At 71.1% G+C, this 12,728-nt stretch carries 12 protein-coding genes; all 12 read right to left on the reverse strand.

The window, feature by feature from the left end; translation table 11 throughout:
• Positions 1-437, reverse strand: a 437-nt coding sequence (locus IE312_RS19700) for a phosphoglucose isomerase-related protein (RefSeq protein WP_502266978.1), incomplete at its 3' end; no start/stop codon positions are given.
• Positions 438-489: 52 nt separating this feature from the next.
• Positions 490-1,755: an MFS transporter gene (locus IE312_RS19705; RefSeq protein ID WP_189983596.1), complete on the reverse strand. Its 1,266-nt coding sequence runs from the start codon at positions 1,753-1,755 to the stop codon at positions 490-492.
• Between the two features lie 130 nt (positions 1,756-1,885).
• Positions 1,886-2,221 carry an RNA polymerase-binding protein RbpA gene (locus IE312_RS19710; protein ID WP_003957010.1) on the reverse strand — a complete coding sequence of 112 codons (336 nt, stop codon included), beginning with the start codon at positions 2,219-2,221 and terminating at the stop codon, positions 1,886-1,888.
• A gap of 203 nt (positions 2,222-2,424) precedes the next feature.
• Positions 2,425-2,661: a preprotein translocase subunit SecG gene (gene secG, locus IE312_RS19715; protein WP_189983598.1), complete on the reverse strand. Its 237-nt coding sequence runs from the start codon at positions 2,659-2,661 to the stop codon at positions 2,425-2,427.
• A 108-nt stretch (positions 2,662-2,769) separates the two neighbouring features.
• Positions 2,770-3,546 carry a triose-phosphate isomerase gene (tpiA, locus tag IE312_RS40920; RefSeq protein WP_229900162.1) on the reverse strand — a complete coding sequence of 259 codons (777 nt, stop codon included), beginning with the start codon at positions 3,544-3,546 and terminating at the stop codon, positions 2,770-2,772.
• A gap of 6 nt (positions 3,547-3,552) precedes the next feature.
• Positions 3,553-4,764, reverse strand: a complete 1,212-nt coding sequence (locus IE312_RS40925; RefSeq protein ID WP_229900163.1) for a phosphoglycerate kinase — start codon at positions 4,762-4,764, stop codon at positions 3,553-3,555.
• A 134-nt stretch (positions 4,765-4,898) separates the two neighbouring features.
• Positions 4,899-5,906: a type I glyceraldehyde-3-phosphate dehydrogenase gene (gap, locus tag IE312_RS19725; protein WP_189983600.1), complete on the reverse strand. Its 1,008-nt coding sequence runs from the start codon at positions 5,904-5,906 to the stop codon at positions 4,899-4,901.
• A gap of 298 nt (positions 5,907-6,204) precedes the next feature.
• On the reverse strand, positions 6,205-9,159 hold the full coding sequence (locus tag IE312_RS19730; RefSeq protein ID WP_189983602.1) for a M14 family metallopeptidase: 2,955 nt from the start codon (positions 9,157-9,159) through the stop codon (positions 6,205-6,207).
• 152 nt (positions 9,160-9,311) lie between these two features.
• Positions 9,312-10,301 carry a DNA-binding protein WhiA gene (whiA, locus tag IE312_RS19735; protein ID WP_030642347.1) on the reverse strand — a complete coding sequence of 330 codons (990 nt, stop codon included), beginning with the start codon at positions 10,299-10,301 and terminating at the stop codon, positions 9,312-9,314.
• Positions 10,292-11,359 carry a gluconeogenesis factor YvcK family protein gene (locus IE312_RS19740; protein ID WP_189983604.1) on the reverse strand — a complete coding sequence of 356 codons (1,068 nt, stop codon included), beginning with the start codon at positions 11,357-11,359 and terminating at the stop codon, positions 10,292-10,294. Before IE312_RS19740 ends, whiA begins: the two co-directional genes overlap by 10 nt.
• Positions 11,356-12,399 carry an RNase adapter RapZ gene (rapZ, locus tag IE312_RS19745; RefSeq protein ID WP_189983607.1) on the reverse strand — a complete coding sequence of 348 codons (1,044 nt, stop codon included), beginning with the start codon at positions 12,397-12,399 and terminating at the stop codon, positions 11,356-11,358. Before rapZ ends, IE312_RS19740 begins: the two co-directional genes overlap by 4 nt.
• A partial coding sequence (locus IE312_RS40930; RefSeq protein ID WP_268254326.1) for a helix-hairpin-helix domain-containing protein occupies positions 12,396-12,728 on the reverse strand: 333 nt, incomplete at its 5' end. The genes IE312_RS40930 and rapZ, both read right to left, overlap by 4 nt.

Here is a 12,728-nt window from a genome sequence, read left to right on the forward strand (position 1 = left end):
CCGGTGTGACCGGTCCACTCCCCGGAGCGGACCCGCTCGGCGAAGCCGGCCATCTTGTCGAGCACGGCGTGCACCTTCGGCACCACGTTCTCGCCGTCGACCTCGACCACGGCGTCACGCGGGGCGCGCAGCGCGGTGTGCAGCACGGCCCGGTCCTCGGTGAGGTTGACCTTCTCGCCGCGGAACATGGCGTCCCGGAGACCGAAGACGTCCGTGGCCGCGGCCAGCTCGCGCAGCAGCCGCAGCGTCTCGTCGGTGACCAGGTGTTTCGAGTAGTCGATATAGAGGTCGCCGACCTGGAGCGTGTACCCGCCGCCGCGCGCGGGGTCGGCGGCGAACAGGTCCCTCAGACGGGTGTCCGCCAGCTCCTCCCGGTGCTTGGCGAGCGCGGCCCATTCGGGCGTCTGATCGAGCCTGGTACGGCCGTCTGCGTTCATATCGGACTTCAGCCTTCTTTCGTGCCTGTCCCAGCTGTTCCAACCTAATTGATCACCGCACGGTGTGAGCCGTCGTCACGCCGTCGTGCGCGACAACAGGTACGTCCGCCGTGCGGACCGGTATCAGCGAGACGACGGACAGGACGAAGAAGGCGGCCGTCAGGAAGGCCGGTGCGTTGGGTCCCCAGGCGGTGGCCGCGGCACCGCCGAGGAGCGCGCCGAGCGGGGCTCCCGCGACGGCGAGGGTGCGGAAGGCCGAGCCGACCCGGCCGAGCAGGTCGGCGGGGGTGCGCTGCTGCATGAGCGTGGTGGAGTTGACGTTCCACAGCATGCCCATGGAGCCGAACACCGCGAGGGCGGCCACCAGGGCGGCCAGGCTGCGCACCGCGCCCATGACGACCAGGGCCCCGGTCTGCACGGTGCCGGCGAGCAGCACGGCCCGCAGGGCACCGGTCCGCGCCGTGACCCACCGGTTCGCGACTCCCCCGGCCAGCCCGCCGACGGTGTACGCCGTGGCCGCCGCCGCGTATCCGCCATTGCCGGCGTCCAGCCAGCCGGTCACCAGGACCACCAGGGTGGCCATCAGGGCGCCCATGCCGACGTTGCACAGGGCCGTGGAGGCGCACAGCCCGCGCAGGGCCCGGTCGCGCCACAGGGTGCTCAGCCCCTCGGCGATCTCCCGGCGCAGGGTGCCGCCCGCCGGTTTCCGCGCGCGCTCGGGCGCGCCGGTCCGCAGGGACGCGACCAGCGCGGCGGCCGCGAGGAAGGTGGCGGCGTCGGCCGCGAAGGGCACGGCCGTCCCCGCGGCGATCAGGACCGGCGCGGCGGGCGCCCCGAGCAGCCCGCCGGTGACCTTCTGCCCGGTCAGCAGCCGGGCGTTGGCACCGCCCAGCGCCTCCCGGTCCACCAGTGCCGGCAGCAGGGCCGTGGCGGCGTTGTCGAAGAGCGTCTGAAGGCTCGTCAGGAGGAAGGCGAGCGCGATGAGCAGGGTGATCGAGGCGTGGCCCAGGGCGACGGCCACGGCGAAGGCGGCGACGAGCAGTCCGCGTGCCGCGTCCACCGCCCACATCGCCCGCCTCTGGTCCACCCGGTCGGCGACCGCTCCGCCGAGCAGTCCGAAGACGATCCACGGCAGGTAGCCGCAGGCGGTCACGGCGGCGACGAGCAGGGGGCGGTCGGTCAGCGAGGCGGCGAGCAGCGGCAGCGCGGCCGTACGCAGCGCGTCACCGAAGCTGGAGAGCACGGCGGCGCTCCACAGCCGTCCGAAACCGCCGCGCCACGCGGGCGCACGCCTCTCCCCCGTCCCGACCGTACCCACCGCTGTCACCACTCCCCCCGCGGTTCGCGCCTTGATGAGAACCGTAGAGGGCACCACTGACAATCGGTGCGCGTCGGGCGGAGGTTACGGCTCCGGCCGGGCGCCCGCGGGCACCCGGCCGGTGGAAGTCCTAGATCTCGCCGCGCAGTTTGGCGAGCGCCTCGGCAAGGATCGCCTCGCCGTCCGCGTCGCTGCGCCGCTCCCGCACGTACGCGAGGTGCGTCTTGTACGGCTCGGTGCGCGGCGGGTCCGGCGGGTTGTCCCGGTCCTGGCCGGCCGGGAAGCCGCAGCGCGGGCAGTCCCAGGTGTCGGGAACCTGCGCGTCGCTGGCGAAGCTGGGCTGCGTCTCGTGCCCGTTGGAGCACCAGAAGGAGATGCGCAGACGCGGCGCGGACTCGCCGCGCTCGGCCTCGCCCATCGGCCCCGCCCCGACCCGGCTTCCTCGGATCGCGTTGCCACTTGCCACGGTCGTAACTCCCTGCGTGATGGTGCCGCGAAGCGAGTCGGCATGCGCTTCGCCGCGAGCGCCTCAGTCTACGTAAGGCCCAACGCGCGTCCAGTGATTGGAGTTACCGGCCCCCCATATCCAGACGCAAGCCCCATGATAGGCCGCGCTCGGGGGCGCGTACCCAACATGGGGCTCAACGAGCGGAATGTGCTGTTCGCGGATCAGACGGTCGTCTTCATCACGATGCCGAGGACGATGATGCACGCGAACCACAGCAGACCCACCACGATGGTGATCCGGTCCAGGTTGCGCTCGGCGACCGAGGAGCCGCCGACGGAGGACTGCATGCCGCCGCCGAACATGTCGGAGAGGCCGCCGCCCTTCCCCTTGTGCATCAGCACCAGCAGCATCATCAGCAGGCTGAAGACGATCAGGGCGATCGAGAACCCCAAAACCACGGCTGGACCAACTTCCTCGGATTCGGATGGACGACGGGGGCACGGCACCCGGGCTGTGCCCCCGCAAGAGTACGACGGATCGCGGCTACCGCCTACTCACGACCAGGATCACTGGTCGCGGAAGCGCACGATCTTGACGAACTCGTCGGCGTCCAGCGAGGCACCGCCGACCAGGGCGCCGTCGATGTCGGCCTTGGCCATGATCTCGGCGACGTTCCCGGACTTCACCGAGCCGCCGTACTGGATGCGGATCTTGTCGGCCACGTCCTGCGAGTACAGCTCGGCGAGCTTGGCGCGGATGGCGCCGCAGACCTCCTGGGCGTCGTCGGCGCCGCAGACCTGTCCGGTGCCGATGGCCCACACCGGCTCGTAGGCGATCACGATCGTCTCGGCCTGCTCGGCCGGCACGTCCTGCAGACCGCCCTCGATCTGGGCGAGGGTGTGGGCGACGTGGTTGCCGGCCTGGCGGACGTCCAGTTCCTCGCCGACGCACAGGATCGGGGTCAGGCCGTGCTTGTAGGCGGCCTTGACCTTGGCGTTGACGATCTCGTCGGTCTCGTCGTGGTACTGGCGGCGCTCGGAGTGACCGATCACCACGTAGGTGCACTTGAGCTTGGCCAGCATCGGGCCGGAGATCTCGCCGGTGTAGGCGCCGGAGTCGTGCCGGGAGATGTCCTGGGCGCCGTACTTGATCTTGAGCTTGTCGCCGTCGACCAGGGTCTGCACCGAGCGCAGGTCGGTGAAGGGGGGCAGGACGGCGACCTCGACGGCCTCGTAGTCCTTGTCGGCCAGGGCGAAGGCGAGCTTCTGGACGTGTGCGATGGCCTCGAGGTGATTGAGGTTCATCTTCCAGTTGCCCGCCATCAGCGGCGTGCGGGTGGTCATGCGGGGTCAGTCCTCCAGTGCGGCGAGGCCGGGGAGCGTCTTGCCCTCGAGGTATTCGAGGGAGGCGCCGCCACCGGTCGAGATGTGGCCGAACGCGTTCTCGTCGAAGCCGAGCGTACGCACGGCGGCGGCGGAGTCACCGCCGCCGACGACGCTGAAGCCGTCCGAGTCGACGAGTGCCTGGGCGACCGCCTTGGTGCCCTCGGCGTAGTCGGGGTGCTCGAAGACGCCCATGGGACCGTTCCAGAAGACGGTCGCTGCGTCGGCGAGCTTCGAGGCGTAGAGCTCTCGGGTCTTCGGGCCGATGTCCAGGCCCTCCTGGTCGGCGGGGATCTTGTCCGCGTCGACCACGGTGTTCTCGGTGGGCGCCTTCGTCTTCAGGTCCGGGAACTCCCGGGAGACCACGACGTCGACGGGGAGCACGAGTTCCACGCCCTGCTTCTCGGCGCGCTCCAGGTACTCGGTGACGGCCGGGACCTGGTCCTCCTGGAGGAGGGAGATGCCGACCTCGTAGCCCTTGGCCTTGAGGAAGGTGTAGGCCATGCCGCCGCCGACGAGCAGCCGGTCGGCCTTGCCGAGCAGCTGGTCGATCACGGCGAGCTTGTCGGAGACCTTGGCGCCGCCGAGCGCGACGACGTAGGGGCGCTTGACGTCCTCGGTGAGCTTCTTCAGGACGCCGACCTCGTTGGCGATCAGGTGGCCGGCGTAGTGCGGCAGCCGGGCCGGGAGGTCGTAGACGGAGGCGTGCTTACGGTGGACCGCGCCGAAGCCGTCGCCGACGTAGACGTCGGCGAGGGCGGCCAGCCGGTCGGCGAACTCGCCGCGCTCGGCGTCGTCCTTGGCGGTCTCACCGGGGTTGAAGCGCAGGTTCTCGATGACCGCGACCTGGCCGGGCTGCAGGCCGTCGACGGCGTCGTGGGCGGCCGGGCCGACGGTGTCCTGGGCGAAGGCGACCGGGGCGCCGAGGAGTTCACCCAGGCGCTCCGCGGCGGGCAGCAGCGAGAAGGCGGGGTCCGGGGCGCCCTTGGGGCGGCCCAGGTGCGAGGCGACGACCACCTTGGCGCCGGCGTCGGCGAGGGCCTTGATGGTCGGCAGGACGGCGCGGATGCGGCCGTCATCGGTGATCGTCCCGTCGGCCAGCGGCACGTTGAGGTCGGCGCGGACGAAGACCCGCTTGCCGCTCACGCCGTCGGCGAGAAGTTCGTCGATCGTCTTCATTGAGTGGACTCCTACAGGAGGGCTCGTGGTGCACCTGATCGTAAAAGGACGTGGTCAGTACGTGAGAGCAGGGCCCGGACAGCGCGGCGGTGCGCTGCACGGGCCCTGCTCTCACTTCGGGGTCCTGCTGGCGATCAGAGCTGGTTGCCGACGAAGACCGTGAGGTCGACGAGGCGGTTGGAGTAGCCCCACTCGTTGTCGTACCAGCCGATGACCTTCACGTTCTTGCCGTCCTGGACCATGGTCAGGGAGGAGTCGAAGGTGCAGGAGGCCGGCTCGTTGACGATGTCGGAGGAGACGATCGCGTCCTCCGTGTACTCCAGGAGGCCCTTCAGCTCGCCCTCGGCGGCCTTCTGGAAGGCGGCGTTGACCTCTTCCTTGGTGACCTCGCGGCCGAGCTCGACGACCAGGTCGGTGACGGAGCCGGTGGGGACCGGGACGCGCATGGCGATGCCGTCCAGCTTGCCCTTCAGCTGCGGGAGGACCAGCGCGGTGGCCTTCGCGGCACCCGTGGTGGTCGGGATGATGTTCTCGGCGGCGGCACGGGCGCGGCGCAGGTCCTTGTGCGGGAAGTCCAGGATGCGCTGGTCGTTCGTGTACGCGTGGACCGTGGTCATCAGGCCCTTGACGATGCCGAAGTTCTCGTCGAGGACCTTCGCCATCGGCGCCACACAGTTGGTGGTGCAGGAGGCGTTGGAGATGACGTGGTGGTTCGCCGGGTCGTACTTGTCCTGGTTGACGCCCATCACGATGGTGATGTCCTCGTCCTTGGCCGGAGCCGAGATGAGGACCTTCTTGGCGCCGCCGGCGATGTGCTTCGCGGCGTCTTCCTTCTTGGTGAAGATGCCGGTGGACTCGATGACGATGTCGACACCCAGCTCGCCCCAGGGGATGTCCGCCGGGTTGCGCTCGGACAGCACCTTGATGGTGTGACCGTCGACCGTGATGGTGTCGGCGGTGTGGGTGACCTCCTGCTTGAGGCGGCCCAGGATCGTGTCGTACTTGAGCAGGTGAGCGGTGGTCGCGGTGTCACCCAGGTCGTTGACAGCCACGACCTCGATGTCCGCCCCCTGCTCCAGCAGTGCGCGGAAGTAGTTACGCCCGATGCGGCCGAAGCCGTTGATGCCTACGCGGATCGTCACGAACCGATCTCCTCGTTGGTACGCCGGCCATGCGGTGCCGGCGAGCTCTGTTTGGGATGTCCCCGACCACCACCGACCCTACATCTCGGAGGGCCCCGAGGTGACATCGAGATGTCCCATACACGGGCAGGCGGTCCGTACCCGCCAGTAGGGGTACGGACCACCTCGGATCGGCAGCGGTTTCATCCGTATTCCTTACGGAATGCGGGGCACTTATGACGCCTCTTTCACTCGTTCGTGAGCGGGTCGGCTCACTTGATGAGTACCCCGTTTCCGCACCCCTGAGAGGGGGTTCCGCTCACCTGTCGAGCGAGGCGTAGGCCTTGCGCAGCAGAGCCGCCCGGTCGGCCGCCGACGGCATCTGCTCCAGGCCGAAGCCGAGCAGCACGGTGTCGTCCGTGGTGACCGCTCCGTAGGTCTGGAACAGGGTCCCGGTGCGCGTCCAGTCCTTCAGTACGGCCGGGCTGCCGGCGGGCGGTCCCGCGGCCTTCCAGACGCCCAGGGACGACTCGAATCCCTCGGTCTCCCGCACCGCGCCGCGCACGACCAGTGAGGCGTCGTCGGCCAGGACGCCGTGTCCGCCGGTGCCGGGGTCGGTGATGTAGCTGAGCGAGACCTCGACGGACCGGCCGGCGTACGCGCTCAGGTCGAAGCCCACCTGCTGCCAGCCGGCGGAGCGGCCGGTGAGGGTGTGCCAGGAACCGGTGGTGCCGGTCGCGGTGCAGGTATTGCCCGTGAGGGTCAGGTAGTGCTTCAGCCACGGGTGCTCGCCGATCAGGAACCCGGCCCCGCAGTCCTCCGGCACGGCCGTCGTCGTGGCCCCTCCCGCCTCCGGCAGGGTCGTCCAGTCGTCGGCGCCCACGGTGTGCGCCTCGACCACCGCGTGGTCGTAGCCCGGCTCGGTGTCCCACAGCAGGCGGGTGCTCAGGGCCGGCTTGTCGGCCGCGGTGACACCGGTGAGGTCGATGGTGCGGGTGAGGCGCTTGTAGGCGTCGTCGGTGTGCACGGCGGCGGCCATCGCGGAGCCCGCGTACGGCCCGTACGGGTTGACGGTCCCGGCGAAGGTGCCCGCGCCCGCGCTCTTGAACTGCGGGTACCTGGCGGCCGGCAGCTCCTCGGAGGTGACGCCGTAGGTACCGGCCTTGTCCAGCGGGTTGCCGGGCGCGTCGGCGAGGGCACCGGAGAAGCCGCCGAGCGCACCGGAACCGGTGAAGCCGGTGGCGCCCTTCGTCGACGTACGGCTGTAGGCCCCCAGGTAGTACTGGCTGAAGTCGTCCGACAGGGTGCCGTCGCCGAGGTCGACGCTGCCGCCGGCCAGCTCGCCGGCCTCGATCAGCCTGCCGCCCTCGTTGAGGTAGGCGCGCAGCTGGAGCTGGGTGGCGTTGGCGGGGCCGTTCGCGCCGGAGTAGTGCACGACCGTACGGAAGTGCTTCAGCACGCCGAGCGCGTCGGGGGCGCCCTGGGCGGCCACGTCCCACACGAGCGCCCGGTGCCCGGCGGCCCGCAGCGCGTCCACGTACGTCCTGGCCTGTGCGGCGGCCGCGCCCTCCTCGGCGACCACGAGCGTGTCCGCCCGCGGCCGCTCGGCGACGGTGTAGGAGAAGTGGGTGCTGGAGACCTTCTTCCCGCTCCCGGTCCGGCCGGTGTACCACACCTCGACCTTGTCGCCCGGGCCGGCGCCCTTCACCTGGGCGCGGTACTCGTCGAAGTAGAGGTCGTCCTCACCGCCGTACGTCTCCCCGCCCTTCCAGTGCCTCAGCGCCTGGTGGCGCGTACGGCCGCCGTCGACGCGGTACTTGAGCTCCTTGTGGCGGACCGCCTTGCGGACGACGACCGAGACCTCCTGGGCGGCGCCCCGGGCGTACGAGGTGGAGAACGCGGCCGGGGTGAAGTCGGCGGCGCTCAGCCCGACCGAGGAGGCCGGCTTGTCGGGGTGCACGGCGGTCTCGGCGACGGAGAGCGCGAACGGGACGTTCTTGGCGAACTCCTGCTGGATCAGCTTCTCGTCGTCGGGGAAGTTGAAGACCGACTGGCAGTCCTGGCTCCGCCAGGCGTCGTTCGGATCGAGGTCCGACGCGGTCTCGCAGGTCGACATCTCCGGGGTGAACATCGCCGTCCCGTTGACGTTCGACGCGTGGCCGTCCGCCTCGCCGTTGGTGGTGTACAGCTCCGAGGAGACCTGCGGGTGGTAGCCCGGGACGGCGCTGTTGCCGGGCGTGCCGGCCAGCGCCTTGTAGAGGACGTCGTCGGGGGTGGGCGTGGCCACCTGCCAGCCGACGCCGTAGAGGAGGAGTTCGGCGGCGGAGTGGTAGTTGATGGCGTACCGGAAGCCGACGCGCTTCTCGAAGCCGTCCAGCGCCCTGGTCTCGGGCTCGGAACCGGGGCTCGCGCCGCGGTAGGTCTGGCTGGTGGGGTTGGGGGACGAACCCTCGTCGTCGTAGCCCCACTTGTAGGGGAAGTTGCGGTTCAGGTCGACGCCGTCGCCGGTGCCGATGACCCCGTCGCCGTTGACGTCCCGCAGGTTCTTGCGCCACAGGCGGGTGCCGGAGTCCTTGAAGGTGTAGTCGTAGCCGTCGGGGTTGGCCGAGAGGACGAACCACAGCTCCGTCGAGTCGACGATCTTCCTGACGCGCCGGTCGGTCGCGTAGTGGTCCAGGTAGTAGTGCATCAGACGCCGGGTCATCTCCGGTGTGATCCACTCGCGCGCGTGCTGGTTGGACATGTACAGCACGGAGGGCTTGGAGCCGTCCTTCGACTTCTTCGCGTCCCTGGTCAGTCTGAGCGCGAGGATGTCCTGGCCCTTGACGGTCCTGCCGATGGACTCGACCTTGGTCAGGCCGGGGTGGGCCCGGGCGGTCCGCAGGATCTCCTCCTTGAGCCCGCCGCTGCCGCTGTACGGGCGGAAGACGCCCTGCCCGGCGTTCTCGACCCGGGCCTCCGCCCGGGCGGACAGGGTGTGCTCGGTGAGGGTGACGCCCTGCTCGCGCAGGTGCGCGGCCTGCTCGTCGGTGAGGTAGAGCTCCACCCGGGTCCTGCCGCCCGCGGCGGCCTGCTCACCGAGTTCGTGTCCGTCCTGGCCGGCCTCGAGCAGCAGGGGTACCTGCTTCTTGGTGACCTCGGCGCGGAAGACCTTGACCTCGTCCGGTCCGGAGGGTGCCGGGCTCGCGCTCTGCGCCTGGGCTGTGGGTGCGAGGCTCGCTCCGCCGATCAGAAGCGCGCCGACAGCGAGGATCGATCTCGCTCTGTGTCTCATGAACCCCCCTAGCGGTGGTCCGCCACAGCGGCGAACAGGTTGCCAGGCTCATGTCACTTCATGATCGAGTCAAGAGCGACTCACAGACACGCGAACGCCGGTGCCGACCACCCGATCGGAGTACGACACCGGCGAGTTGACGACCCGTCCGGTCAGCCGGCCAGGTTGTCCGCGAGCTCCTCGCTGAGGTTCGCCTCCGTGCCCGGGATGCCCAGGTCGGACGCGCGCTTGTCGGCCATCGCCAGCAGCCGGCGGATCCGGCCGGCGACCGCGTCCTTCGTCAGCGGCGGGTCCGCGAGCGCGCCCAGCTCCTCCAGCGAGGCCTGCTTGTGCTCCATGCGCAGCCGGCCCGCGGCGGCCAGGTGCTCGGGCACCTCGTCGCCCAGGATCTCCAGGGCACGCTGGACCCGGGCCCCGGCGGCCACGGCGGCACGGGCCGAGCGGCGCAGGTTGGCGTCGTCGAAGTTGGCGAGCCGGTTGGCCGTGGCCCGCACCTCGCGGCGCATCCGGCGCTCCTCCCAGGCCAGCACCGACTCATGGGCGCCCAGCCGGGTGAGCAGGGCACCGATCGCGTCACCGTCCCGGACGACGACCCGGTCCACCCCCCGCACCTCGCGGGCCTTCGCGGCGATCGACAGTCTGCGGGCCGCCCCGACCAGCGCGAGCGCCGCCTCCGGGCCCGGGCAGGTCACCTCCAGGGAAGAGGAACGGCCGGGCTCGGTGAGCGAGCCGTGCGCCAGGAAGGCCCCGCGCCAGGCCGCCTCCGCGTCGCAGGTGGCCCCCGAGACCACCTGCGGGGGCAGCCCGCGGATCGGCCGGCCCCTGCCGTCCACGAGACCCGTCTGCCGGGCCAGCTGGTCGCCGCCCGCGACGACCCGTACGACGTACCGCGAACCGCGGCGCAGTCCGCCGGGCGCCATCACGATCAGCTCTGAGCTGTGCCCGAAGATCTCCAGGATGTCCCGCTTGAGCCGGCGCGCCGCCATCGCGGTGTCCAGCTCCGCCTCGATCACGATGCGCCCGCTCACCAGGTGGAGGCCGCCGGCGAACCGCAGGATGGCGGAGACCTCCGCCTTCCTGCAGCAGGTCCGGGTGACGGGGAGCCGGGAGATCTCGTCCTTCACCGCTGCCGTCATCGCCATGGGCCGATCCTTCCATGCATCCGAAAAATACGGTCGTACGCGGCGGCCAACAGCTCCGGGTCGTGCCGGGGGGAACCGTCGGGCCTGGCCACCGGCGCCAGCTCCACCGCGGCTCCCAGCCGCTTGGCGGCCTCGGTGAGCGAATCGCGGTCGGGCACGGCGGCCTCGTCGGCCAGCACCACGTCCAGGGCGAGTTTAGGGGCGTGTCGGCCCAAAACCTCCACATGACGCTGCGGGGAGAAGCCCTCGGTTTCTCCCGGTTGCGGCGCCAGGTTGAGGGACAGCACACGGCGTGCCTTGGTCTCGGTGAGGGCGTCCAGCAGCTCGGGGACCAGCAGGTGCGGGATGACCGAGGAGAACCAGGAGCCCGGACCGAGCACCACCCAGTCCGCGTCCAGCACCGCGGCCACCGCCTCGGGCACGGCGGGCGGGTCGTGCGGCACGAGGTGCACCGACTGCACCTCACCGGGCGTCAGGGCCACGGTCGCCTGCCCGCGCACCGTGTCCACGTCGTCCGGGCGCTCCGGGTCGTGCCCCTTGACCAGGGCCTGCAGCTCCAGCGGTACGGCCGACATGGGCAGCACCCGACCGTGCGCGCCGAGCAGCTTGCCGACCAGGTCCAAGGCCTGCACGTGGTCGCCGAGCTGCTCCCACAGGGCGACGATCAGCAGGTTGCCGACCGCGTGGTCGTGCAGGTCGCCCTGGGACTGGAAGCGGTGCTGGATGACCCGGGCCCAGGTCTGGCCCCAGTCGTCGTCGCCGCACAGCGCGGCCAGCGCCTTGCGCAGGTCGCCGGGCGGCAGCACACCCAGTTCGTCGCGCAGGCGCCCGCTGGACCCGCCGTCGTCGGCGACGGTGACGACGGCGGTGAGGTCACCGGTGATCCGGCGCAGGGCGGCGAGCGACGCGGACAGGCCCATGCCGCCGCCGAGCGCGACCACCTTGGGCTGGGCGCCGCGCCGGCGGGGCCGGCCCCCGCGGACCTCGGCCGGGCGGCCGGCGCGCGCGTCGGGCACCATCCGGCGCAGCCTGCCCAGCCGCGGTGTACGTGGCGTCATTCCCGTCCCATGTCCCGGTGTACGACCACCGTCTCCACGCCCTCGGCCGCGAGGCGCGCGGCGAGCTTCTCCGACATCGCGACCGAGCGGTGCTTGCCGCCGGTACAGCCGATGGCGATGGTCACGTAGCGCTTGCCCTCGCGCCGGTAGCCGGCGGCGATGAGCCGCAGCAGCTCGGCGTACCGGTCGAGGAACTCCTTGGCGCCGGGCTGGTTGAAGACATAGGCGGCGACCTCCTCGTTGAGGCCGGTGTAGGGGCGCAGCTCCGGGACCCAGTGCGGGTTGGGCAGGAACCGCATGTCCGCGACCAGGTCGGCGTCGACCGGGAGGCCGTACTTGAAGCCGAAGGACATCACGGTGGCCCGCAGCTCGGGCTCCTCCTCGCCGGCGAACTGGGCGTCCATCTTGGCGCGCAGCTCGTGCACGTTGAGGCTGGAGGTGTCGATCACCAGGTCGGCGTCGCCGCGCAGCTCGCGCAGCAGCTCCCGCTCGGCGGCGATGCCGTCCACGATGCGCCCGTCACCCTGGAGCGGGTGCGGGCGGCGCACCGACTCGAAGCGGCGGACCAGGGCCTCGTCGGAGGACTCCAGGAAGACGATCCGCCGGGTGACGCCCCGGGTGTCGAGGTCGGCGAGGGACTCGCGCAGGTTGTCGAAGAAGCGCCGGCCGCGCACGTCGACGACGACCGCGATCCGCGCCACGTTGCCCTGCGAGCGGGCACCCAGCTCCACCATGGTGGGGATGAGGGCGGGCGGCAGGTTGTCCACGACGAACCAGCCGAGGTCCTCCAGACACTTCGCGGCCGTGGACCGGCCGGCCCCGGACATACCGGAGATGATCACCAGCTCGGGGATGGCCACCTCGGGGGCCCCGGCTGTCTCGCTGCCCGTACTCACCTGTGCTCCGTTGTCCTGGCCCGCGGGCCGGTCGGCGTCCTGCCGGGCGGCCTCCCGGCCGGTGCCGTGCCGGACGGCGTCGTCGCCCGTGGCGCCGTGCGCCTGATCTCGTCCTGCCGTGGGCTGTGCTTCGTGCTCGGTCATGTCTTCTGCCCCCGTCGGTCGTCCGGGGCGCCCGCGGTCACGGGCTCCCCCGAGGAACCCCCCGTCGTGTCGGGTTCCTCGTCCTCAATGATCTCTCCGGTCGCCGTGTTCACGGCGGGTGCGGCCGGGGCCGCCTGGGCGAGGGCCACGGCGATGGTCTCGGCCGTCTTCCGGCCTATCCCGGGCACTTCCTGGATCTGCTCGATTGTGGCCGACCGCAGCTTCTTCACCGAGCCGAAATGCTTGATGAGCGCCTGTTTGCGGGTGTCGCCGAGGCCGGGGACGTCGTCCAGCGGGCCCGCGCGGAAGCGCTTGGCGCGCTTGGTGCG

Origin of the sequence: Streptomyces capoamus (genome assembly GCF_014654935.1) — a bacterium.
Taxonomy (GTDB): domain Bacteria; phylum Actinomycetota; class Actinomycetes; order Streptomycetales; family Streptomycetaceae; genus Streptomyces; species Streptomyces capoamus.